We start from the raw sequence: 24,103 nt of genomic DNA, 5'->3' as shown, positions 1-24,103 counted from the left end.
TGTTTCTACACAACCATTAGAGTTACTTATGTGGATCTCCAGCTGGACCAGTTGCGCGCACTCAACGCCGTGCTCACCGAAGGCACCTTCGACGCCGCCGCCCGCCGCCTCAACATCACACCGTCCGCGATCAGTCAGCGAATCAAAGCACTGGAGGAATCCGCGGGCCGAGTCCTGGTACAACGATCAAAACCCGTGCGCCCCACCGAATCCGGACTCGCGGTGCTGCGCCTGGCCAGACAGGTGGAGCTGCTAGCCGGCGACACCGCCCGCGAACTCGGCGACGCCGACCGCCCCGCCGACCAACCGATCCGCATCCCGATCGCCGTCAACGCCGACTCCCTCGAATCCTGGGTGATGCCCGCGCTGGCCCAGGTCCCCACCGACATCTCCTTCGACCTGCACCGCGAAGACGAAGAACACACCACCCACCTCCTGCGCGACGGCACCGTCATGGCCGCGATCACCGCCACGGCCACCCCGGTCCAGGGCTGCACGGTGACCCCGCTGGGCGCCATGCGCTACCGCCCGACCGCCACCCCCGCGTTCGTGCGCACCTGGTTCCCCGACGGCCCGACCGCCGCCGCGTACAGCCGCGCGCCCGTCGTGCACTTCGACCGCAAAGACGACCTACAGTTCCGTCAACTCCGCCGCCGCACCCGCCGTCAGCCGCCCGGCCACTACGTGCCGTCTTCCAGCGCGTTCGCCGACGCGGTGCGTCTGGGCCTGGGTTGGGGCATGTTGCCCGACCTACAAACCGAAAACGACCGCGCCGCAGGCACTCTCGTGAACATCGACGGCGACTCCCACATCGACGTCCCCCTGTTCTGGCAGCAGTGGAAACTGCACTCCCCCGCCCTGCTCGCCATCGCGACCGCGATCACCGCCGCGGCCGCGAACGCCCTGATCTAAACCTTCTTCACCACACTGGATTTCAACTGCATCGGCCCGATTCCATCCACCTTGCAGTCGATGTCGTGATCGCCCACCCCCTGCACCAGCCGAATATTGCGCACCTTGGTCCCCGCCTTGATCCCGACCAAACTGCCCTTCACCTTCAGCGTCTTCACCACCGTCACGGTGTCCCCGTCCTCGAGCACATTCCCGACGGAATCACGGATCACCGGCTCCGGCTTCAGATCGGGCACGATCGACATCCCCCACATATTCGCGCAGTCGGGACAAACCCACATCCCATCCTTGCCCGACTCATAGGTGTACTCATAGCCACAAGCCGGACAGTTCGGCGCTTCACTCATATCAGTTCCTCGTGAATTATCGTGCGGCGGAAAGGAAGTCGATCATCACCCGATTGACCTCATCCGGCCGCTCGAGATACCCGTAATGCCCACACCGCTCGATCTCGACATAGGTAGCAGTCGGAATCTCCTCGGCGACCTCCCGACAGAACTGCGGCGGCACCATCTGATCATCAGCGAACCCGACCACCAGACTGGGCACCATGATTGCCCGATAAGCCTGCCGCCGATCCTGCGACCGATCCATCCCCAACTGCGCCCGCGTCCCCGGAGTGCTTTTGCCAGAGGCGAATTCGAAGATATCGAGCCATTCCTGCGCCTTGGACTCGTCCGCCAGAGTGTGCGGCGACAGATTCAACATCGCCTTGATCGCACCCGCGTACTCCGGCGGAAGCTGAATCCCCTTGTCGTACAACGCCTGCTCACCCTTGCTGAGCGCACTGGTCACCGGATGCGGACGAGCCGTCGCGGCGAACATGACCGCCTTCCGCACCAACTCAGGACACGCCAGCGCAAGCTCAGCGACAACCCGCGACCCCATCGAGGTACCGACAACATGCGCGGGCGCCCCGAGATGCTCGATCAACGCCGCGGTATCCCCCACCAACTGAGCCATGGTGATCCCGGCAGCCGACTCCGACGACGGCGCGATCCCCCGATTGTCGACAGTGGCAACACGGAAGCCTGCTTTGACCAAAGCGGGCACCTGATAGGTCCGCCAGACACGACCAGGACTGCCGCTACCCATCACCATCAGGACAAGCGGCCCCGTCCCGGTGACGTCATAGCTGAGCTGGATGCCGTTGAGCGATGTGATGGGCATGGGTGGAATTTACCGTCACGGCGGATTCGCGCAGGTGTCGGCCGACTCAGCTCACTGCGGCGAAGTAGGCGGTGCGCACGGCGACGACCGCGGGAGCCGGGAAGTCTGGAGCACCGGAGCCGAGCGGACCCACCTTGACCAGCCAGGTACTGGTCGAGGTGTCGATCGCGGTCCGGGCGGTGGCGGGCTTGAGGACAACGTCATGCCCACCATCACAGGAATACGCACCGACCAACCCGTCGGATCGACCACCCCAGGCGCCACCGACACGGATCCGGCAATGCCGACCGTCAGCCAGGTCCAACGCCCAAGGTTCCGGCGACGCGGTCTTGCCGACCTCGGCGACCGGCGGACTGACCGTGTAGACGCGAAGCCCCCGCTGCCAAGGGTCGTTCGCGCACAGCAGCGAGGCCTTGTCCGGAGCAGCCCAGCACACGTTGGCCGAGTCCGCGGAAGCACCGCATTCGTAGATGCCCGCGGTCGTGGCCGACCGGCTCGGCGACATATGGGAGCAGTCGATGGACCCGACCGGCGTCGGACTGGTCAGGGTGAAGCCGTTGGCAGGTCGACCTGCGGCATCGACGGCCACCAGCGAGACGACATCGGTCGATACGAGGGGTAGTGGCGCGGCGGAGGAAGGCGCGGTGCCCGGTGTGCCCGAACGGGTCGGGAGAGGACCCGGCGTCGTCGGGACGACAATTCCCGGCGGCTGAGCCAGCCAACTCGTCGGACCAACACCGGGTCCGACGACGGGCGGGCGAGTAAGCAGCGAACTGCTGCGAGTAGTCGTAGTCACCGTTGTCTGCGCGGTGCCGTCGTCGGTCGAGCATCCCGCGACCGACAACGCGCACACCACACCCACGACGAACCCAGCTGCCTTCATGACACCACCCCTGCGTGCGAAGTTCGAGCCTTGTCTGGATGCATCGAGTCGCACGGGCGAATCGTTAACCGCCCGAAGCGCTTCGGTGCTCGCCGGCCACTTTCACCTTCGCCGCCAGCGACCGGATCGCCGCGCTTTCCGCATCGGTCATCGGGTCGATGAACAATTCGCGTACCAGTTCGACGTGTTCGGGTGCGGCCCGGCGCAGCACCGCACGCCCGGCGTCGGTCAGGGATACGACGATGCCGCGGGCGTCGTCCTCGGCGGGTACTCGGTCGACGAGCCCGCGCGCCGCCATCCGCGCCAGTTGTTTGGACAGCCTGGATTTTTCCCAGCAGACGTGCGCCGCCAGTTCCTTGGCTCGCAGACATCCGTCGGGTGCGGCCGACAGCGGCACCAACAGCTCGTAGTCGGCCATCGACAGACCGTGTTCGCCCAGGCCTGCGGCCAGCACGGCGTCGAGTCGCTGGCAGGAGGCGTCCCATGCCCGCTATCACCGTCGACGACATCATGGTGCTGCCCCGGCTGCCCCGCCCCGATGTCACCGAAACCCAGCGTCCCGTCCGCCAGATCGTCACCGCCGCGCGTCAGCAGGAAGGCGCCGGTTTCGAAGTGACCCGACCGTTCCCCAGCATCGACCTGCGCTCGGCCGATCCGTTCATCCTGCTCGACCAGATGGGCCCGGTCGCGTACGAGCCGTACGAGGCCAAGGGCGCGCCCTGGCACCCGCATCGCGGTTTCGAGACTGTCACCTACATGCTCGACGGCACCATGGTCCACCACGATTCGCAAGGTGGCGGCGGCACCATCGGCGAGGGCGACACCCAGTGGATGACCGCGGGCTCGGGCATGCTGCACGACGAACTGCCCGAGGAGAAACTGGTGATCTCCGGCGGCACCTTCCACGGCATCCAACTGTGGGTGAACCTGCCGCGCGCGAAGAAGTTCGCGACGCCGCGCTACCAGGATCTGCGCAGTAGTGAACTGACACTGGTGAGTTCGCACGACGGTGGCGCACTGGTTCGCCTGATCGCGGGCGAGGTCGCCGGTTTCGCCGGTCCCGGCTCCACCCAGACCCCGATCGCCTACGCGCACGCCTCGATCAACCCCGGCGCGCAGCTGGAAACCCCGTGGCCGCAACACTTCACGGCCATGGCCTACGTGTTGTCCGGCAGCGGCACCGTCGGCACCGACCGCAGGCCGATCCGCGCCGGGCAGCTGGTGGTCTTCGGCCCCGGCGACGCCATCACGCTGGCCGCGGACACCACCCAGCACACCACCACCGGCGACCTGGAAGTCCTGCTGCTGGGCGGAACTCCCTTGCGCGAACCGGTGATTCAATACGGGCCGTTCGTGATGACACCCGTCAGGAAATCATCGAAGCGATGGAGGATTTCAACGCGGGTCGCATGGGCACCATTCCGGCGGAACACCTGACCGGGCGCAGGCTGGGCGAATAACCGACCGCTACTCCCGGCGAACCCGCGGTGCCGTGCGGTTGACAATCGGTCGCCCCGTCACCAAGGTGGACGGGGCCTAGCGGCCCATCGTGGCCGCGCCCACACTGAAACGCAGCAGACATCGAGGAATACATGAACGTTCGCCGGCTCACCGTCAGCCTCGCAGCCGTAGGGCTTGCCCTGATCGCCGCTCCCGTCGCCAGCGCCAACCCGTTCGCGGGCTCGGCGGGCACGGGTTCGTCCAGCTTCGACTCCATTCTCGGTGCGACCGGCTCGGCCAACCTGGTCCAGACCGGTTCGGCCGGCGGCGCGTTCCGCAGCTGCGACGAGGCGATGGCCGCGGGTCGCGCGCCGTTGTTCCGTGGCGAGGCGGGCTACTCCCCCCACCTGGACCCCGACGGCGACGGCCTGGCCTGCCCCACCCAGTAAGAAGCACACAAAAACACCCGATGCCGCTCATGCCGCATCGGGTGTTTTCGTTGGTCGGGCCTGCTGGTTCAGCGGCGGAAGATCTTGATCAGGACCAGGCCGGCCACGAGGGCACCCGCTCCGATCAGCGTGTACTTGACCTTGGGCTCGTTGAGCTTGGCGACCACCATGTTCTTGGTGTTGTCGGCGATCCGTTGCGGATCCGCGCGTACCGCCAGTTCGTCCAGCGTGGTCGCCAACCGGGTACGCGCGAGCTCGATCTCGCGTTCGATCCGGTCGGTGTCGTCCTTGGCCACCGTCACCTCCAGGTAAATGTCTGCTGCTCGTCACCGAGTCTATCCATGCGTCTTGTCGGACCGGTCGGTTACCGTGCGGTGGTGACCGACAACCAACGCCTGTCTCCCGGAGACACCGCCCCCGAGTTCACGCTGCCCGACGCCGACGGCAACGATGTGTCGCTGTCGGATTACCACGGCCGCAAGGTGATCGTCTATTTCTACCCTGCCGCGAGCACACCCGGCTGCACCAAGCAGGCCTGCGATTTCCGCGACAGCCTGGCCGAGCTGGGCGGTGCGGGTCTGGACGTGCTCGGCATCTCGCCCGACAAGCCCGCCAAGCTGGCGAAATTCCGCGACAACGAGGGCCTGACCTTCCCGTTGCTGTCGGACCCCGAGCGTGAGGTGCTCAAAGAATGGGGTGCGTTCGGCGAGAAGATGATGTACGGCAAGACCGTGACCGGCGTGATCCGTTCGACGTTCGTAGTCGACGAAAAGGGCAAGATCGAGGTCGCCCAGTACAACGTGCGCGCCACCGGCCACGTCGCCAAGTTGCGCCGCGATCTGTCGGTGTAGTCAGAATTTGGCGATGAACACGTCGTAACCGTCGAGCAACCGGGCCAGGCCGAATTCGAAATCGGCCTGCTCCCACTCGATGTCGTCATCGTCGAACGCGGCGTTGGACAGCGCGGCCGACACCGCGGGGAAGCGCTGCGGGTCGAGCACCCGGGCCATCACCGAGATGAAGTCGCCGCCCTCCTCGGTTTCCAAGTCGCGCAGGAACCGCCGTTTACCCACCACGAACATCGACAGGTTCATCACCAACTGCAGCTTGACCGGGTCCGGCACTCCCGTTTCAGCGAGCACGCCCAGCGCGGTGTCGAGCCAGGCCATGTTGTTCGGCCCCATGGGCGGGCGACTCAGCGGGATGTCCAACCACCACGAATGCCGGCCCAATCGCGCGAACTCCGCGCGCGCCCATTCTTCCAGCCCCGCCCGCCACGGCGTGCCCGGCGCGACCTCGGGCGGCGGGCCGACGACCCGGTCCATCAGTAGGTCGACCAGCGTGTTCTTGCTATCGACATACCGATACAGCGACATCGCGGTGAACCCGAGCTGCTTGGCGACCCGGTTCATCGACAGCGCCGCATACCCCTCCGCGTCCGCCACCTCGGTGGCCGCGTCGAGGATCTGATCCAGGGTCAGCGCCCGTTTGGGCCCACGCCCGCCGGGCTGCTCGAGTCCCCACATCAGCTCGACCGCGCGCGGGAGCTCACCCGATGTCGTCATCTGCCTCCTCTGCTCGCCTCGACTGTAAACCCCGCTTCTCTTGCGCCAAAGAACTGTTTAACCTATAAACGAATTATATCGCATAAACAGTTTCTCGATCGGAGAGAACTCATGGCACCCGAACAACCACCGGCTCTGTCGATCCGACACCTGCGCAAGACTTTCGGCGCGCACGTCGTGCTCGACGACCTCGACTTGGACATCGCCGCGGGCACCGTGTTCGCCCTGCTGGGCCCCAACGGCGCGGGCAAGACCACCCTGGTCCGCATCCTGTCCACCCTGATCGATCCCGACCACGGCGACGTGCACGTTTTCGACCACGACCTCGCCCGTAACCCCGATGCGATCCGCCGCCTCATCGGCGTCACCGGCCAGTACACCGCCGTCGACGGCATCCTCACCGGCACCGAAAACCTGCGCCTGACCGGCCGACTCCTCCACCTGGGCAAGCACGAGACCCGCCGCCTGAGCACGGAACTTCTCGAACGTTTCGACCTGGTCGACGCCGCCGACAAGCCCGTCGACTCCTACTCGGGCGGAATGCGACGCAGGCTCGACCTCGCGATGAGCCTGATGGGCAAGCCCCGCATCGTGTTCCTCGACGAACCGACCACGGGCCTGGACCCGCGCAGCCGACGCGACGTGTGGTCTGCCATCAGGGAATTGGCGGCGCAGGGCACCACCATCGCGCTGACCACCCAGTACCTGGAGGAGGCCGATCAACTCGCCGACCGCATCGCGGTGCTCGACCACGGCCGCATCGTCGCCGACGGCACCCCGGCGGAACTCAAACGCCTGGTCCCGGGCGGACACGTCCAGTTCCGCTTCGCCGATCGCACCCTGCTGGCAGCCGCCGCGCACGCCGTGGACGGCCGTGTCGATCCCGAACAGCTGTCCCTGCAGGTGCCCTCGAACGGCAGCGCCGTCCAGATCAAACAACTGCTCGACCGCTTCGCCGACCTCGACATCGCGATCGAACAGCTCACCGTGCACACCCCCGACCTCGACGATGTCTTCTTCGCCCTCACCGAACGAACAGAGGTAGCAGCATGAATGCCACCCGCGCACTTCAGGATTCGGCCACCATGCTGGACCGCAATATCCGCCACACCCTGCGCAGCCCCGACACCATGATCATGACGGTCGTGCTGCCGGTGATGATCCTGCTGATGTTCGTGTTCGTGTTCGGCGGCGCCATGGAGGTCGGGCCCGGCGCCTACATCGACTATGTGGTGCCCGGAATAATCTTGCTGTGTGCGAGTTTCGGCGCGGCCACCACCGCGATCGCGCTGTCCACCGACCTGGCCGAGGGCATCATCGACCGGTTCCGCACCATGTCGATCGCCCGGTCGGCGGTGCTGTCCGGGCACGTCGCCGAGAGCGTGCTCCGCAACCTGATCACCTCGGCGATCGTGGTCGCGGTCGCGGTCGCGCTGGGTTTTCGGCCCACCACCGATCCGCTGCGCTGGCTCGGCGTGTTCGGTGTGCTGGCGATGTTCGTGTTCGCGCTGTCGTGGTTGGCGGCCGCGTTGGGCCTGCTCGCGCGAAACCCGGAGGCGGCCAACGGTTTCACGTTCGTGTTCATGTTCCTGCCGTATATCAGTTCGGCGTTCGTGCCGCCGGAGTCGATGCCGACCTGGCTGCACTGGGTCGCCGAGAACCAACCGGTGACGCCGGTGATCGAAACGCTGCGCGGGTTGTTGATGGGCACGCCGATCGGCAATAGCGGATTGCTGGCGGTGCTGTGGTGTGCGGGCATCGCGCTGGTCGGGTATGTCGCGGCGGGCGTGCTGTTCCGGCGGCGCACCAGCGTGTGACAACGACGAAAGGGGGCAGCGATGCGCTGCCCCCTTGTCGATGTGGCGAAGATCAGTCGGCGGACTCGGTGCGCGGGCCGTCCGGGACACCGGCCTGCGCCGGCTGCATACCGAGCGGGATGCCGGTGCCGGGCAGTGTCGGCACGGCGGCGGGGATCGGCGGCGACAGCGGCGCGACCGGTTCCAGCGGCAGCGGATCCTCTTCGGGCGCATCTCCGTACAGCTGCGTCGGATAGTCCAGGGGGAACTCGCCCGGGTTCACCAGCTGCGGATTGGGCGACACCGTCTCGTACGGCGTGGTCGGGGTGCCTTCGGCCGGGCTCACCTGCAACCCGCTGCCCGACGCCACACCACCGGCCGAACCGGAATCGGCGACTTCCTGCTGGGGGGTCTGCGGAACCGCCGGGGCGGTCGCGACACCGGGCTCCGACGACACCGCAGTGTTGTCGACCGTCGGCGCGCCACCGTTCATCACCGCGTACGAACCACCCGCGACCAGCCCGCCCGCCAACACGCTCGCCGCCGCGGCGACCATCGCGGTCCCCCGCCGCGAGCGCGCGCCGATCGGCACCGGCACCACGACCGTGTCACCCAACGCGACCAGCGCGGCACCGGCAGCGGGCGCGAACGGCGCCAACCGACACGGCAGCACCGGCACCCCGAACCCGGCCACCGCGTCACGCACCGCGGGCGCGTCCGACGACGAACCGATCAGCACCACAGCACTGGGCTGCACCGACGCGGCCTCGAACTGATCCCACGCCGCCGACACACCCGCACGCAAGGCTTCAGGCGTCGGCGCGCCGGTTTGCGAGTAGGCCGCGAGCACCCGGTGACGACCCGCGTCGACCAATGTCATCGCCTGGTAACCGGGCACCGCTTCGAACACGAGCAGATTGTCGAACTCGTCGAGCCAGGTCATCGCCCCCGCGACGAACAGATGTGCCGACTTCGCCGAAACCAGTGACGCCGTATGCCATTCGGTGGCCGCCAGCCGGGTGACGATCGCGCGCCGCTCATTGGCGTCGCGGTAACTGACTGCCACCCCGGCGATCTCGTGCTGGTCGTCGAGATCGGTCGCGATCGCGTCCAGCGCGGTGTGCACCGCCGCCGCCACATCGGCCTTACCGTCGCCACCCGCACGGACGGTGCGCCGCAGCATCATCCGGTCGGTCAAAGTGACGCCCGATTCCGCGAACGCCACCGCGTGCACGGCCCCCCGCTCGGTGCTGACGCCGAGGGTTACCACAGATCCTGCAGACACAAGCCTTGCCCTTCCCCTGAGCGAAACGGTGCGGGACGGGACCGCGCGGGTCCGTCACTTCGCGATACGTCTGATGCGGCGAAAGCTGGCTAGCCGCGAATAAGCGTGCAGATAGACGCACACTTATCTGATGATTCGTCACCGGTCGGCAACCGGATGGGTCGGGATTTCGGCCAGTTGTTGACACGCTGTCGGGAGAGCGGCGTCGCGGACGTGCGGATACCGCTAGCCTGGATGGGTGGAAGTACACGCGCAGGCCCGGTCACCGCAGAGCCGTCCGGACCCTGCGCTGGAATTGCAGGACGACCCGCAGGAGTTGATGCCGCGCAAGCGGCCGACCCAGGAGCGCAGCAAGCGCAAGTTCGACGCGCTGCTGGCGTCTTCGCGCGAGCTGCTCACCGAGGTGGGTTTCGAATCGTTCACCTGTGAAGAGGTCGCCCAGCGCGCCGAGGTGCCGATCGGCACGCTGTACCAGTTCTTCGCGAACAAGTACGTGATCGTGTGCGAACTCAATCGCCAGGACCTGGTCGCGGTGTCGCGCGAGCTGGCCGACTTCCACGGTGAGGTCCCGTCACTGGACTGGTTGCGGCACATGAACCAGTTCGTCGACCACATGGCGAACCTGTGGACCACCGATCCGTCGCGGCGCGAGGTGTGGTTGGCGATGCAGTCCACGCCGTCGACGCGGGCGACGGGCGCGTTGCACGAGAAGGAATTCGCGGCGGTCGTGTCGCAGATGTTGCGCCCGCTGACCCCGCGCACGCCGCCCGCCCGGCGCACGATGATGGCCGAAGTGCTGGTGCACGTGGTGTATTCGATGCTGAATTTCTCGGTGCAGGAAGATCAGTCCAACAAGGACGCCGTCGCCGAACTCAAGCGCCTGATGGTCGCGTATTTGCTTGTCGCAGAAAAAGAATCGCGGACCGCCGAAGAAGGATGACGGTCCGCGAGTTCTAGTTTCTGCCGTCGATCAGGTCGGCGAGCTCGCCCGGATCTTCCAGCACCACCATCGCCGCGGCGGTGTCACCGTCGTGCGTCAACGACAGGTGCACGCGCACGCGGGGCAGGAATTCCGCGGCCAGGCCGTGCAGTTTGATGCTCGGCCTGCCCCACGCGTCGTTGACGACTTCGATGAGCGGGTACGGGTTGTCGCCGATCTGCGGACTGCGTGCGAAGCGCGACGCTGCCCAGGCTTTGAGCACCGCCTCTTTCGCGGCCCAACGGGCGGCGAAACTGCGGGCCGGGTCGGTCTGTTTGCTCTGGCAGTAGCGGCGTTCACCGGCGGTGAACGTCTCCCTGAGCATGGCCGACCCGGGCCGTTGCAGCTGTTCGGCGAACTCGGAGATGGTCACCAGGTCCAAGCCGATACCGAGAATGGTCACGAAGCGGCAGCCTACGACGCTTCGTGCGGCTGCGCGGCGATTTGCCCGGTGCCGCAACCCCATCCGTTGGCGCTGTACACGCCGTCGCTGTCGAGTCGGGCCTGCGGCGAGAGCAGCATGTCGGCTTCCAGCTGTCGAATCTGCTTGGCCGACGTGCCTTCCGCACCCAGTCGACGATCAGCGGGCTTCTCGTAGAGCGCCGACCCACCGCACATGGCCTCGGCGAACCGCTGCCTGCCCGCGAGTGCACGCGCCTGCGCCCGCTCCTGGTACTCCGCCCGCGCCGCCGGTTCGATCGCCTCCAGGAACGCTTGCGGATGAACGACCGCCAGCAATCCCGACACGTGACCGAAGCCCAGCGATGTCACCAAACCTGCCTTCAGCGCGAACTTTTCGCCGAAGCGCAGCGGCTCGCGCGCCCACACCAGGTGCGGGTAGGCGGCCATCTTCTCGTCGACGCAGTCCAGGCTCCGGTTCGGCGGCACCACACCGTTTTCCAGCACCTGGCACAGCCCGATGAGCTGGAACGCCGCGGCGCCGCCCTTCGCATGGCCGGTCAGGCTCTTCTGCGAGACCACGAACAGCGGTGCGCCGTCGGTGCGACCCAGTGCGCCCGCGAGCCGCTCGTGCAGCTCGGACTCGTTGGGATCGTTTGCAGCAGTGGAGGTGTCGTGCTTGGAGATCACCGAGATGTCGTCAGGGGTGACGCCGAGCTTGCGCAGTTCGGCCGCCAGTCGCGACTCGCGCCCGCCCCGCCCGGCACCCAGCGCGCCCAAACCCGGTGCGGGAATGGAGGTATGGACGCCGTCGGCGAACGACTGCGCGAAGGCGACAACGCCGAGTACCGGCAGCCCCATCTCCACGGCCACGTCACCGCGAGCCAGCAGCACGGTGCCGCCACCCTGTGATTCGACGAACCCGCCGCGACGACGATCGTTGGCGCGGGAGAAGTAGCGATCGCTGATTCCCTTGGCGCGCATGGCCGCCGAGTCCGCGGTGGCCGACATGTCGCCGAAGCCGACGATGCCTTCGATACCCAGATCGTCGAACCCGCCGGCGACCACGACCTCGGCCTTACCGAGCCGGATCTTGTCGACCGCTTCCTCCACCGACACCGCCGCCGTGGCGCAGGCCGCAACCGGATGCACCATGGCGCCGTAGCTGCCGACGTAGGACTGCACCACGTGCGCCAGGGCGACGTTGGGCAGGGCCTCCTGCAGGATGTCGTTGGGTCGCGGTTCGCCGAGCAGGTTGTCGACGTACAGCGAGCGCATCGAGGACATGCCGCCCATGCCGGTGCCCTGGGTGTTGGCCACCAGGCTCGGGTGCACCCAGCTCATCAGCTCGTCGGGGCTGAAACCGGCGCCGACGAACGCGTCCACGGTGCACACGATGTTCCACAGCGCGACCCGGTCGATCGAGGCCGCCATATCGGCGGACACACCCCAGATGGTGGGGTCCCAGCCGGTCGGGATCTGGCCGCCGACCACGCGGGACAGTTTCGCCTTGCGCGGCACGCGGATCTCGGTGCCCGCCTGGCGGGTGACGGTCCAGTCGCCCGCGCCGTCGACGGGCGCGATGATCGTGTGCTCGGGATCGGCGGTGTGGAAGGCGCGCGCCTCGGCCTCGTTGCCGACGGTGAACGTCAGGTCCTGGTCGAGGAAGACCGAGGTGAGCAGCGGGGCGGCGTTGTCGAGCATGGCGCCGTCGTCTTCGTAGCGGCGCACACCGCAGCGTTCGACGACGGTGTCGTGAAAGCGTTCCGCCACTTCGGCTTCGGGTACGAAGTCACCGGATTCGGTGTCGTACCAGCCCGGCTTCGGTTCGTTCTCCCAGCGGATCAGGCCGGTGGTCCAGGCCAGTTCGAGCACCCCGGCGGCCGAGAGTTTGTCTTCGACCTCCATCTCGAAGCGGGTGCGCGAGGAGCCGTACGGGCCGAGTTCGCCCGCGCCGACGATGACGATCATCTCGCTCAGGTCCGCGGTGACCGGTGCCCAATCCGGCACGGGCAGTGCCGAACTCAGGGTGGGCGGTGCGGGCAGCGCGGCAATGGTCGCCTTGTCGGCGGCTTCTTCCGTCTTCTCCGCTGCGGCTTCCTGCGCCCGCTTGGCCAGCGCGGGCAGGTCGAGCTTGGCACGCGCCAGACCGCCGGTGAGGTCGATCTGCTGCGGGCCGGTGAGGGTGACCTGACGGGCACGCGAGGTGCACCACTTGAGCAGTTCGTCAGCCATTTCGTCGGTCGACCAGGTGTGCACGCCCGCGGCTTCCACGGCCTCGACCATGGGGTCGTTGTGGCCCATCAGCCCGGTGCCGCGCACCCAACCGATGAGCGCGTGCACCAGCGTTACCCGTGCGGCCCAGGACTTTTCGGCCTTCCATTTCAGCACCACCGCATCCAGTGCGGCCTTGGCTTCGCCGTAGGCGCCGTCGCCGCCGAACAGGCCACGGTTGGGCGAACCCGGCAGCACCACATGCAGTTTCGCGTCGACGTCGTGGTCGGCACCGATCGCGGACAGGCCGCCGATCAGGCGTTCCACCGACCACAGCAGCACGCGCATTTCCATCTCGGCGCGCGCGCCCGCGTCGGCCAGGTCGCCGGCCACGCGCGGTGCCGCGAACGGCAGCAGCATGGTCGGGGTCATGGCGTCCTTGACCTTGATCTTGGCGCCGCCCGCGTTGTCGACCTGCTCGGTGCCGATCCAGTCGATCAGCGCGTCCAGGTCCTGGTAGGAGGCCATATTGGCCGGGACCACCCACAGCGCCGCGCCGTGACGGGCGTTGTCGCGGTACAGCGAACGGTAGAACCGCAGCCGCTCGTCGTTGAGGCCGGAGGTGGTGACCACGACGGTCGCGCCACCGGACAGCAGCTTGCCGGTGACGGCCGCCGCGATGGAACCCTTACTGGCACCGGTGATTACGGCGAGGTCTTCCGACCACAGGCCCTGCTCGGTGGTGTCCATCGCTGCCTTGGCGATCTGCGCGTACACCCCGGCCAGCACTGAGCGGGCCTCACGCATCGCCCGCTGACGCCACCAATTCGCCTGGGCAGCAACGGCTTCCCCGGCAGCGACGAATCCGTCGATCGACTGCTGTGCGGTGGTGGCATCGTCGCCGAGCCACATCTTCGCGAGGTCTTCGCGGGCGGTGGCCCAGCGGTCGTCGATGAGCACGGCCTTGCGGGCATCGAACGCGGGTGCGACCAAACGTGGCCAGTCCGAACCCAATTCGGCCGACACAAGGTCCGCGAGGGTGTCGGGGGTGGCTTCGGGTGCGCTGATCTTGTCGCTGAGTCCGAGCTGTTCGAGCACGACCCGGGCCGCGGTGGCGAGCACGCCGTCGCGTCCGGTGATCTGTTCGGTGAACTCGCCCAGTGCGGCCGCGTCGACGGTGCCGCCTGCCGCGCCGCCCGCCGAGGGCATCGAGACCGAGACTCCGCGTCGCGCCGCCACGGCCTGCACCGCGGCGTCGATGACGGCGTCGACCGAGGCCGCGGCGGTGAGCGCACCGGACAGGCCGCCGAGGTCGCCGCCGCGCACGCTGGCACCTTCGCGGGTGCCCAGCGACACTTCGGCGGTGACGTGGCTGACCCAGCCGTCGCCCAGTTCCCAGACCTTCTTGACCCGGTCGGCGACCGCGGCCGGGCGCTTGCCCGAGGGGCCGAAGACCTTGCGCAGGTGGTCGCCGATGGCGTCGGTGAGCACGGTGCCGAAGGGCTTGTAGGTGCGGGCCAGGCGTTCGACGGTGGCGGCGAGTGCGCCCATGTCGGCGTCGGCGGCACCGTCGATGGCACCCAGCGACAGTTCGGCGCCCAGGTCCACCAGCAGCTGGTTGCGGCGTGAGGAGACGCCGTCGCAGAGGCCTTCGATGGTGTCGACGGGGCCGATCTGGTCCATGCGCAGCTTGGTCCACAGTGCGATGAGTACGCGGGTGGCGTCGGCGGCGCTGAAGGCGATGTCGTCGGGGCGCGGGCCGCCGGTGGCGACCGGCGCGGCAGCGGCAACGGGGGTTGCGGCCTGCGGTGCTTCGGCGGGGGTCTCGTCGATGTCGCTGTCGTCGACGGGGGCCGGGTCGGTGTCGGTGGAGTAGACGACCGCCGCGTCACGCTCGACGTTGACGACTTCGACTGTGGCACCGCCGAATCCGGGCAGCTTCAGCGTCTGGGTGGCCAGGTTCGCCACGGTCGGTGTGGCACCGAGGCCGACCTCGACGAAACGTTCCACGCCGAGCCCGCCGTGCGCGGTGTCGGTGAACAGCAGGTCCTGGGTTTCGATCCAGCGGACCGGGCTGGCGAACTGCCACGCGAGGAGCTCGATCAACACCACGCGGCACAGCTCGGCATCGCGCTCGGCCCAGCTGTCGAAGTCGGCCAGAACGGCCGCGAGCGGCTCGGACGGCACGAGTTCGGCGATCTCGGTGAGGAATTCGCGGTCGAGGGAGAACGGGCGGGGCACCAGGTTCGGAATGTAGCGTCCGACAAGGACTTCCGGGTGCACCTCGGCGGGCAGCAGCTGGCCGAGCTTGTGCCGGAACTCGGGCACTCCGTCGCGCAGCACCGATGAGTGGAACGGCACGTCGATGCCGGGCACCAGGATGAACGCCCGCTTACCACCGAATTCGGCACGGCGACGGTCGATTTCGGCTTCCAATGCTTCGAGCCCGGCGACAGTGCCCGCGATCGCGTACTGCGAACCACGCAGGTTCAGGTTCACGACCTCGAGGAACTCACCGGTCTGCGCACCGATGCCGTTGACGAAGTCGATCACCTCGGCATCGGGCAGCCCGATCTGCGACGGACGAATGGCGGCCATCCGATAGTCGCTGCGCCCCTTGGCATCACGCGGCACCAGCTCGTGCATGGCCGAACCGCGCTGGAACACCACCTCGAGCACGGCTTCCAGCGGCAGCACACCGGCCACTGCTGCCAGGGCGTTGTACTCGCCGACCGAGTGCCCGGCCAGCATCGAATCCTCTACGAACGCACCGGCTTCGCGCAGTTCCGCGACCTGCGCCACACCCAGTGTCGCCATGGCGACCTGGGTGAACTGGGTCAGGTGCAGCACGCCGTCGGGGTGCCGGTGTTCGACGCCGCGCGCCTTGAGGTAGGTGGGGTTGTCGCGCACCACCGCCAAGATCGAGAAACCGAGGGCTTCGCGGGTGTGCGCGTCGGCACGCTCCCACACCTGCTTGGCCGCCTTCGAGCGGGTCAGCGCGTCCAGGCCCATCCCCTTGCGCTGGATGCCCTGACCGGGGAAGGCGTACACGGTCTTCGGGGCGGCGGTGCGCCCGGTCGCGGTCATGACCAGGTCACCGTCGACGCGGCAGGAGACCTCGACGATCTCGGCGCCCGCGTCCACCGCGATCCGTTCCACCCGCACGTCCACGGTCGCGCCGGGGCGCACCATGCCGAGGAACCGGGTGGTCCATGCCGTGAGAGTGCGTGCGGGAACGGAACTTTCGGGATCCACCGCTACTACCGCGTGCTGAGCCGCGGCGGACAGCCACATGCCGTGCACGATCGGGCTGCCGAGGCCTGCCAGTTTGGCGGCGGCGTCGGAGGTGTGGATCGGGTTGTGGTCGCCGGAGACCGCCGCGAAGGCGTGCATGGCGCGCGGGGCGGCCATCTGCACGTCGCGACGACGGCGGCGCGGGGTGTCGGTGGCGTTGCCGGAGACCGCACCGGCCGCGCGGGGCGGGTCGGTGAGTTCGCCGGCGCCGTTGCGGCCGCGGATGGCGAAACGTTCGACCAGGCGTGCCAGCGGGGTGGCGTCCAGTCCCTGATCCAGGATCAGGCCGACGTTCACCACAACCTCGACCACGCGACCCATATCGGTGTCGACCACCGCGCCACCTTCGGCGCGCACGACGAGAATGCTTGTCTCCGACGGTAGTTCGTTCAACAGCTCGATCTGATGGTCCAGGTGGACCAGGTCGAGCATGCCTTCGATCACGCAGCCACCGACCGGCGTACGGGCCGCGCCGAGCACCGCGAACACCGCGGGCCAGCAGGCGCCCACGAGCACGTCGGGGGCGGTGCGCCCCAGAGTGCTGAGGGTATCGGGCAGACCGGAGCCCGTGACACCGGCATGGTCGGCGATCAGATCCGGCATCCAGGCCAGGTTCAGGTGTGCCACACCGGCTTTCACCTCGGGCAGCGCCTTCCCGGCGGCTACGCCGAGCAGTGCGGACATCGCGGTTTCGGCGTCGGCGTCGGTGATCACCGGTGCGCCACCGGAATACACGCTCGCGGGCACGGTGATGCGGATGCGCACGCTGTCACGGGCCAGCGGCACCGTCAGCTCCACATAGTTGAATTCGCTTTCGGGACCGGTGGTTTCGGTCAGGGTCGCGCCGGTGCTGCGATGCACCGCGCTCCCCCGCTCGACGGTCCATTCCGCTATGCCACCCAGACGATGCACCGGGTTCACGGTGGTGCGCCCGGCCCACTGCACGTCAGGGGCGGCGAGCACGGTGTCGATCGGACCGGTGACCACACCGGCGACCCGGCGCGCGTCCACCGACTCGGGGTCCATACCGGCCTTGACGAGGGTAATCGCGGTGTCGTGTTCGAACCGATCGAGCAGTTCACCCACCGGTTCGTCCACCCGCGTGATCCCCGCGACGGCGACAGTGCCAGGAATGATGCACACCTGATCGGCGCTGTAGCGCGAATCATGCGCCTGCCACAGCGAATCCGAACGCCACCAGCGCCGCACGTCGGCGTCCACGACGGGCACGAAGTTCACGGGCTTGCCCGGCGTCTTGCACAGCGAGACGAAGAACGGCACGTCGGCGGGGTGCAGCACGGTGTCGGCGACCGACGGGTATTGCTTCTTCAGCGCGCACAGCGCCTGCACCGGGTGTTCGAAGGCGGTGTCGTCGGCGAACAGGGTCTCGATCTCGCCGCTGTCGGCCGGGTTGAGCCGAGATTCGGTGCGCCGCATCATGTCCGCGAAACGGTCGCGCCAGCTGATGTCGAGCCAGTCCGAGCGGGTGGCGTCGCGGATCGCGTCACCGATGTCGCTGCCGCAATCGAACGAGATCGGTACGTCGCTCGAAACAGCCAGGGACACATAGCGTTCCAGCCACTGCTGGTAGGTCATGGTGGCGACGTCGCCGAAGTAGGGCTTGGCGGTGGCGTCCAGTGCCGCGATGATCTCGGCGCGACGACTGGCCACAGCGTCGGCATCGCCCGCGACCTCGTCGAGCAGACGGCCCGTGCGCGAAGCGGCGTTGTCGATCTCGTGGATGTCAGCGCCCAGTTGGCTCCGGCCGGAAGCCATTCCGCCGTTCGCGGTACCCGCACCGACCCAATCGGGAGTGCCGGGAGTGTCCACGAGCAGCTGCTTCACCGCGGGCGCGGTGGTCGCTTCGAGAGTCGCCATGGCGGCCGTGCCCACAAGCACGCCGTCCAACGGCATCAGCGGGTAGCCGTAACCGGTGGACCAGGTGCCGGTCAGGTAGTCGGTGGCGCGCTCGGGCGTGCCGATGCCGCCGCCGACGCAGACCACCACATTCGTGTGCGCGCGCAGCTGGGCGTAGGTGGCCAGCAGCAGGTCGTCGAGGTCTTCCCACGAGTGGTGACCGCCGGCCTTGCCGCCTTCGATGTGCATGATCACCGGATAGTCCGGTACCGCGTCGGCAATGCGCAGCACGGCCTTGATCTGCGCGACCGTGCCCGGCTTGAACGCGACGTGGCTGATGCCCGCCTCGGACAGCTCACCGATCAGCGCGACCGCGTCATCGAGTTCGGGGATGCCCGCGGTGACGATCACACCGTCGATCGGCGCACCCGCCGCCCGTGCCTTCTGCACCAGACGCTTGCCGCCCAGCTGCAGTTTCCACAGGTAGGGGTCGAGGAACAGCGAGTTGAACTGCACCGCGCGACCCGGCTGCAGCAGCTGACGCAGTTCGGTCATCCGGTCCGCGAAGATCTGTTCGGTGACCTGTCCACCACCGGCCAGCTCGGCCCAGTGCCCCGCATTCGCCGCGGCCGCAACGATTTTCGCGTCGACGGTGGTCGGGGTCATGCCGGCGAGCAGGATCGGCGAGCGACCCGTGAGCTTGGTGAACGCGGTCTCCACGACCACGCGTCCGTTGGGCAGACGCACCGGCTTGGGCGCGAACGCCGACCACGGCGTCGACGGTTCCGGCGCGGCACCGGGGGTGAGCAGGCTGCGCTGACCCGCGCGGGTGGCGGCCGCGATCACGCCGACACCGGTGCCCTTGAGCGAACCGCCGGTCACCCGCGACAGCAGGTCGCCGGGGCCCAGATCCAGGATCCACTGCGCGCCCGCCTCGACCACGGCGTCGACGGTGGCGACCCAGTCGATCGGGTCCACCAGCACCTGCTGGGTCAGCGCGGCGGCCAGCTCGGCGTCGAGCTCGCAGTGTCGAGCCCACCCTGCGACCAGGTCCACCGTCTCGGCCAGCGCCGGATGGTGGAAGGCGACATCGACGGAAATGTCCTCGAACACCGGCGCGAACACCGCACCACCGCGGGCCTTGCTCTCGCGCTCACGAGTCTGTTCGTCGTGCAGCTGCGCGCAACGCGTGCGCACCCGATCGATCTGCGCGGGCGCACCCGAGATCACCACACGCCGACGCCCGTTGCGAATCGACACCACCGCGGCGATCGCGGGATCCACACCTTCGGCCACCTCGGTGACGATCGCGCGCAACTGCTGCGGATCCACATTCGACACCGCGACCATCGGCGACCGCTCGCCCACCGGCATCAGCCCACGCCGACGCGCGACCAGCCCCGCCGCCGCCCCGACCAGCTGCGCGATGGCCAGCAGCTCCGCGTCCCGCGTGCCACCGGCCTCCACCGCGGCGGCGGCGAACAGCCCCTGCGAATGTCCGATGATCGCGACCGGCGCGTTCTCGTTCGGGTCCAAGCCCTGCAGTTTGAGAGCCCTGGTCGCGGCCAGCTGAGCCAGCAGCACGCCCGGCATGGACACCGGCACCGAGCGCAGCACCGAGTCCGCGGGCGCCGACGACGGTTCCTCCGGCTCGTCGAGCTCGCTGTCCAGCAGCCACCCCATCGGGTCGAAACCGCCCGGCCGCACCACCAGCAACTGCGTCGCCACCGGCTCGAGCAGCACGGCCGCCTCGTCGACCAGCGCGGTCAGCTCGGGCTCGAGCGCACTGTCGCGCCCGATCTCCTCGAGCTCGCGCAACCACTGCGCACCCTGCCCACCGAACGCCAACGCGTACCCCGCCCCGGTGCGCAGCTGCTCCAGCAACGCCGCGCGGGCACCCCTGGCCGACCCACGACCATTGGTCTTCGTGGCCGCTTCCGTGCCGATTGCGGTGCTCTCGTTGATCGTCAAGACGCTGCACTTCCTTCTCCTGGCGTGCCGCCACCGTCGGCACGCACACGTTTCCGGCAGCCCCGAGGGCCTGTTGAGAGCCACAATCGCACAAAATCATGAGGAAAGCCTCACGTTTCCCACCCAGCCACGCCCTACTGCCCAGTATTTCCGTACGCCCGTACCAAAACCATCTGAAACATGACTCCACCTCACGTTTGAACCCGCAGGTCCAACCCGTTACCCCGAGTCTCAAACATGAGCACCCCTCACATTGAGGTTTACCGAATCGTTATAATCCCAGGTAGTGTTACCCACGAGTACGCCACGCCGCCCCAACGCTTCGCACACTGCGATTCGCCCGGTAGAGTTTGGACGGTCGTACCTAATCCCCAGGGATCGGGCACGCACCAAGCGCGAGTGGCGGAATTGGCAGACGCGCCAGATTTAGGTTCTGGTGTCCACGGACGTGGGGGTTCAAGTCCCCCCTCGCGCACAAAAACGCAGCAGATTTGCTACATCTAACGGATGTGTGTTCGAGCCCACTCGAACACACGGAGGGTTACGATGATTTTTGCTTCTGACCTGCGAAAACAGCCTGGTGACCGGCAAAATTTTCTAGCAAATTTGCCAGAATCCGCCCGCCAGCGGCCGCTTCGCCCCGTGCGGGTGTCGCGATGATCCCGCCACTGATTCCCCCTCAGGCACCCCTCGACGAACTGATCCGCGGCCCACGCACCCAGCCGAAACCGACGATCCGTCCGCGCGACCACGACGTGGTCTACGGCATGTCAACGGTCGGCGAAAGCGGCCGGATCAACGACCGCCACGTCCTGCGCGCGCTGAACTGGACACTCGGAACCCGGCTGACAATCCGCGTGCACGAGGCGACCATGTTGGTCATCCCGACCCACGACGGGCCGGTCCAGGTCACCGCAGATGGGTTCTTCCGGATTCCGTTTCGCCGCCGCCGGGAAACCCGCCTCCTCATCGGCGACCGAGTGCTGTTGATCGGCCATCGCCGTCATCGGCAGCTGGTCGTCCACCCACCCGCAGCGCTCGACGAACGCCTGCACGCCAGCTTGGCACTGCTGGGAGCGGTGACCCGGTGACGACCACCAACTCCGAAACCGTTGCCGCAGCACGAGTTCTGCTCACACAGATGGGGATCTCTCCGGCGGATCTCGTCACGCCACACACCGCAGTACCCGTGTTCAGCGAGATCGTCCCCACGGTGCGCGACCGCCTCGGCGCGGGCACACGCCGCACCTACGGCACCCACCTCGACCGCCTCGAGCGCGAATGGGGTCATCGGCACCTCGATGACGTATCGACCTCGGAACTCGACGACATGGCCATCCACGTACGAGCAACCAGCCGAGTGAATAGGGCATCCCGAGGCGGAAACACCGCCGCACAGCACTTCATCGCGGCGGTGCGGTGCGTCTATCGCTACGCCGAAGACCAAGGCTGGATCCGCCCGTCCGACAATCCCGCTCGGCGGGCCTCGATGCCCACTCGCAGACCCTCACGCCGGTTCGCCATCCCCGCGAATCAACTCACCGAAATTCTCGACACCGCAGCGACTTCCGGCAACGACCCTGAACTGGACATGCTGATCCTGCGCCTGCACATTGAGACCGCTTGCCGCCGAAGCGGAGCCCTCTCCCTCCGCCCTCACGACCTGGACCCAGACCAGTGCCTCATCTACCTCCGGGAGAAGGAGGGCACCGACCGTTGGCAACCGGTCTCCCCCACCCTGATGCGCCACCTCGTCGCGCACGGCCACGAGCGACACAGCCCGCAATCCGGGCAGTTGCTGCGCTACCTCAACGGCAAACCGATCACCAGCAGGCGATATGACCACTTGTGGAACAGGCTCGGCGACACCATTCCCTGGGTGCTGGCACAGGGCGTCACCATCCACTGGCTCCGCCACACCACGATCACCTGGGTCGAAAGAAACTTCGGCTTCGCCATCGCCCGCGAATACGCCGGGCACCGCGGCAAGACCGGCGGCACGACAATGACCTACGTCAAATCGAATCTCCTCGAGGTCGTCGCCGCGCTCTCGGTCCTGACCGGCGAACCCCACCCCCTCCTCGAGACAGCAAGCGAACGGCGCGTTGACCTCGATGTCGAATAGTCGTCGCAGCGGCGGAGTTCACCGACGTCCAGTTCACGACCCACGCCGCTGCTCGAATGGGGCCACCCACCCATGTCTTCCATCGCTGACGAGCAAAATGCCATACCTGACTTCGGCCTGCCCCTCCCCGCGCTCCAAGCCCGCCCATTACGACGATCACCCAATAGACACCTCGCCATCTCAGCCGTCGACATCAACGGCCGACTCGGCGACCGATCGGCACTGAAATCCCTACAGTGGCTGCCGCGAGACCCGGTGTCGTGCCGAGTGGCCAACGGATTGGTCGTCGTCAGCCGCACCCCAGGTTCCTCAGCCACCATCGACCGCCGCGGCTATCTCCAACTTCCAGCAGACATCCGCCACTGCGTCGGCATAGGGGTCAACGACCGCGTCCTGGTGGTGACAGTCGAGGAGCCCGGCCGACTGGCCATCTACCCTTCAGCCCTTGTCCGAGAAGCGCTCCGCGCCCTCGACTCCGAAATCTGGCCGTCGTGAATCCCGCCGAGATCGATGCCGCGAAGCTCCTCCTCGCCCGGCTCGGATTCCGACCGGAAGACCTGATCGGCTCCGCCGACCGGGCGAGACCCATTCCGACATTCAGCGAGTACGTCGACGATCTCCAGGCAGCCGTTCCACCTGGCACACGGCGCGCCTACGGCCCGTACTGGCACCGCATCGTCAACGAGTGGGGACACCGCCGACTCACCGAACCGACCCACCTCGAAATCCGCGAGATCATCGAGCGAACCAAACAACAAGCCGTCGTCCGCCGAAACTCACGCGGAGGCCGCTCGGCCGCCGAACACATGGTCAACGCCCTACGCGCGCTCTACCGCCAAGCCGAAGCCGACGGCCACATCCCCCAAGCGGACAACCCTGCCCAGCACATCGTCAAACCCCGCCGACTCCCGAACAACCGCCGTGCAATTCCGGACCACCTCCTCGCCGAAATCAACCGAGTCGCCGCATCAACCGGCAACGACCCCGAACTCGACACGCTCATCCTGCGCCTCCACATCGAAACCGCCTGCCGGCGCAGCGGTGCCCTCGCGCTGCGCCCGCAAGACCTCGACCGCGAACAATGCTTGATCCAACTCCGCGAAAAGGGCGGCACCACACGGTGGCAACCAGTCTCACCGACTCTGATGGCATCTCTGATCCAGCACATCGAACGCGGAGCCGCCGAGGGCGAACAACTACTTCGGTACAGGACCGGAGCACCCATCACCGGTCGCCGATACGACTACATCTGGAACCGGATCGGCAAACACCTCCGCCCAGTCGCCACCCAACAGATCACCGCCCACTGGCTCCGCCACACCACTCTCACCTGGGTCGAACGCCACTTCGGATACGCCGTCGCCCGCGCCTTCGCAGGGCACGCCGAGTTCAGCGGACACGCAGGCGCAACCCTCACCTACGTCAGGGCGACAGTCCAGGAGGTATCCGACGCACTTGCGGCGATGACCGGCGAAAACCACCCGATGGCGAGCCCGAGGGACAATTCTTCTCCCGCTACAGCTGCGTAGTGGCGAACCCGGCCATTACACCGCGAAGCCGACAATGGATCCGAGACCGCAGGTTCGATTCCTACCGGGGGCACGCCCCAGAACTGCGAATCCGCTGACCAGCGGGTTCGCAGTTCTGTCATTACGGTATCCGCGCTGATTGTCAGCGGACATGGAATAGTCCCCAATCGCGGTCTCGAAGCATCCCCAATCGCGGACATGAAAGCTCCCCGGTGATGGACATCTAAGTTCCCCA

General features: G+C 67.3%; 19 protein-coding genes, 1 tRNA gene and 1 pseudogene. 12 read left to right on the top strand and 9 right to left on the bottom strand.

Annotated features, from left to right (window positions below; all coding sequences use genetic code 11):
- The first annotated feature begins 30 nt into the window (after positions 1–30).
- A complete protein-coding gene (locus ACFWU5_RS27360; RefSeq protein WP_379269752.1) occupies positions 31–912 on the top strand; it encodes a LysR family transcriptional regulator ArgP in 882 nt (293 codons plus the stop codon).
- Here the strand turns inward: ACFWU5_RS27360 and ACFWU5_RS27355 are convergent.
- From ACFWU5_RS27355 to ACFWU5_RS27340, 4 genes are all read right to left on the bottom strand, one after another.
- Positions 909–1,259, bottom strand: coding sequence for a zinc ribbon domain-containing protein YjdM (locus ACFWU5_RS27355; protein WP_379269750.1), 351 nt, complete (start codon positions 1,257–1,259; stop codon positions 909–911). The two genes, ACFWU5_RS27360 and ACFWU5_RS27355, sit on opposite strands and share 4 nt — an antisense overlap.
- 16 nt (positions 1,260–1,275) lie before the next feature.
- Positions 1,276–2,082 carry an alpha/beta fold hydrolase gene (locus ACFWU5_RS27350; protein ID WP_379269748.1) on the bottom strand — a complete coding sequence of 269 codons (807 nt, stop codon included), beginning with the start codon at positions 2,080–2,082 and terminating at the stop codon, positions 1,276–1,278.
- Between the two features lie 46 nt (positions 2,083–2,128).
- A complete protein-coding gene (locus tag ACFWU5_RS27345; protein WP_379269746.1) occupies positions 2,129–2,965 on the bottom strand; it encodes a hypothetical protein in 837 nt (278 codons plus the stop codon).
- A gap of 64 nt (positions 2,966–3,029) precedes the next feature.
- Positions 3,030–3,419, bottom strand: a complete 390-nt coding sequence (locus ACFWU5_RS27340) for a MarR family winged helix-turn-helix transcriptional regulator (protein ID WP_379269744.1) — start codon at positions 3,417–3,419, stop codon at positions 3,030–3,032.
- Between the two features lie 29 nt (positions 3,420–3,448).
- Between ACFWU5_RS27340 and ACFWU5_RS27335 the strand changes: the two are divergent.
- Both ACFWU5_RS27335 and ACFWU5_RS27330 read left to right on the top strand, forming a co-directional pair.
- Positions 3,449–4,425, top strand: a pseudogene (locus ACFWU5_RS27335) (pirin family protein).
- Between the two features lie 132 nt (positions 4,426–4,557).
- On the top strand, positions 4,558–4,854 hold the full coding sequence (locus ACFWU5_RS27330; RefSeq protein WP_379244906.1) for an excalibur calcium-binding domain-containing protein: 297 nt from the start codon (positions 4,558–4,560) through the stop codon (positions 4,852–4,854).
- Between the two features lie 68 nt (positions 4,855–4,922).
- Here the strand turns inward: ACFWU5_RS27330 and ACFWU5_RS27325 are convergent, their stop codons facing one another.
- Positions 4,923–5,156 carry a DUF3618 domain-containing protein gene (locus tag ACFWU5_RS27325; protein ID WP_379269742.1) on the bottom strand — a complete coding sequence of 78 codons (234 nt, stop codon included), beginning with the start codon at positions 5,154–5,156 and terminating at the stop codon, positions 4,923–4,925.
- Positions 5,157–5,231: 75 nt separating this feature from the next.
- Here ACFWU5_RS27325 and bcp point away from each other — a divergent pair, with 75 nt between their 5' ends.
- Positions 5,232–5,705, top strand: coding sequence for a thioredoxin-dependent thiol peroxidase (bcp, locus tag ACFWU5_RS27320; protein WP_379269740.1), 474 nt, complete (start codon positions 5,232–5,234; stop codon positions 5,703–5,705).
- On the opposite strand, the gene ACFWU5_RS27315 is transcribed toward bcp, so the two are convergent.
- Complete coding sequence (locus ACFWU5_RS27315) at positions 5,706–6,419, bottom strand: TetR/AcrR family transcriptional regulator (protein ID WP_379269738.1); 714 nt, start codon at positions 6,417–6,419, stop codon at positions 5,706–5,708.
- A gap of 111 nt (positions 6,420–6,530) precedes the next feature.
- Here ACFWU5_RS27315 and ACFWU5_RS27310 point away from each other — a divergent pair, with 111 nt between their 5' ends.
- On the top strand, positions 6,531–7,472 hold the full coding sequence (locus tag ACFWU5_RS27310; RefSeq protein WP_379269736.1) for an ATP-binding cassette domain-containing protein: 942 nt from the start codon (positions 6,531–6,533) through the stop codon (positions 7,470–7,472).
- Positions 7,469–8,236, top strand: a complete 768-nt coding sequence (locus tag ACFWU5_RS27305; protein WP_379269734.1) for an ABC transporter permease — start codon at positions 7,469–7,471, stop codon at positions 8,234–8,236. Before ACFWU5_RS27310 ends, ACFWU5_RS27305 begins: the two co-directional genes overlap by 4 nt.
- A 52-nt stretch (positions 8,237–8,288) precedes the next feature.
- On the opposite strand, the gene ACFWU5_RS27300 is transcribed toward ACFWU5_RS27305, so the two are convergent.
- Entirely contained in the window at positions 8,289–9,500 is a 1,212-nt protein-coding gene (locus ACFWU5_RS27300) for a hypothetical protein (RefSeq protein WP_379269732.1), read from the bottom strand.
- Between the two features lie 319 nt (positions 9,501–9,819).
- Between ACFWU5_RS27300 and ACFWU5_RS27295 the strand changes: the two genes are divergently transcribed.
- Positions 9,820–10,440: a TetR family transcriptional regulator gene (locus ACFWU5_RS27295; RefSeq protein ID WP_379245130.1), complete on the top strand. Its 621-nt coding sequence runs from the start codon at positions 9,820–9,822 to the stop codon at positions 10,438–10,440.
- Positions 10,441–10,453: 13 nt separating this feature from the next.
- Here the strand turns inward: ACFWU5_RS27295 and ACFWU5_RS27290 are convergent, their stop codons facing one another.
- Together ACFWU5_RS27290 and ACFWU5_RS27285 are read right to left on the bottom strand one after the other, a co-directional pair.
- Entirely contained in the window at positions 10,454–10,882 is a 429-nt protein-coding gene (locus tag ACFWU5_RS27290) for a holo-ACP synthase (RefSeq protein ID WP_379244892.1), read from the bottom strand.
- An 11-nt stretch (positions 10,883–10,893) separates the two neighbouring features.
- A complete protein-coding gene (locus ACFWU5_RS27285) occupies positions 10,894–20,214 on the bottom strand; it encodes a fatty acid synthase subunit beta domain-containing protein (RefSeq protein WP_379269730.1) in 9,321 nt (3,106 codons plus the stop codon).
- Positions 20,215–20,607: 393 nt separating this feature from the next.
- Between ACFWU5_RS27285 and ACFWU5_RS27280 the strand changes: the two genes are divergently transcribed.
- The 5 genes from ACFWU5_RS27280 to ACFWU5_RS27260 all read left to right on the top strand — a co-directional run bounded on the left by ACFWU5_RS27280 (position 20,608) and on the right by ACFWU5_RS27260 (position 23,868).
- Positions 20,608–20,689, top strand: a tRNA-Leu gene (locus tag ACFWU5_RS27280).
- Between the two features lie 181 nt (positions 20,690–20,870).
- Positions 20,871–21,305: a hypothetical protein gene (locus ACFWU5_RS27275; RefSeq protein ID WP_379269728.1), complete on the top strand. Its 435-nt coding sequence runs from the start codon at positions 20,871–20,873 to the stop codon at positions 21,303–21,305.
- Positions 21,302–22,339: a tyrosine-type recombinase/integrase gene (locus tag ACFWU5_RS27270; protein WP_379269726.1), complete on the top strand. Its 1,038-nt coding sequence runs from the start codon at positions 21,302–21,304 to the stop codon at positions 22,337–22,339. The genes ACFWU5_RS27275 and ACFWU5_RS27270 overlap by 4 nt, the downstream gene beginning before the upstream one ends.
- 72 nt (positions 22,340–22,411) lie before the next feature.
- On the top strand, positions 22,412–22,834 hold the full coding sequence (locus tag ACFWU5_RS27265; RefSeq protein WP_379269725.1) for an AbrB/MazE/SpoVT family DNA-binding domain-containing protein: 423 nt from the start codon (positions 22,412–22,414) through the stop codon (positions 22,832–22,834).
- Positions 22,831–23,868: a tyrosine-type recombinase/integrase gene (locus tag ACFWU5_RS27260; RefSeq protein WP_379269723.1), complete on the top strand. Its 1,038-nt coding sequence runs from the start codon at positions 22,831–22,833 to the stop codon at positions 23,866–23,868. The genes ACFWU5_RS27265 and ACFWU5_RS27260 overlap by 4 nt, the downstream gene beginning before the upstream one ends.
- The last annotated feature ends 235 nt before the right edge of the window (positions 23,869–24,103 follow it).

The sequence above is a fragment of the Nocardia sp. NPDC058640 genome (assembly GCF_042716995.1).
In the GTDB taxonomy this organism is placed as follows: Bacteria; Actinomycetota; Actinomycetes; order Mycobacteriales; family Mycobacteriaceae; genus Nocardia.
This window is presented reverse-complemented; position numbering and strand designations above follow the sequence as displayed.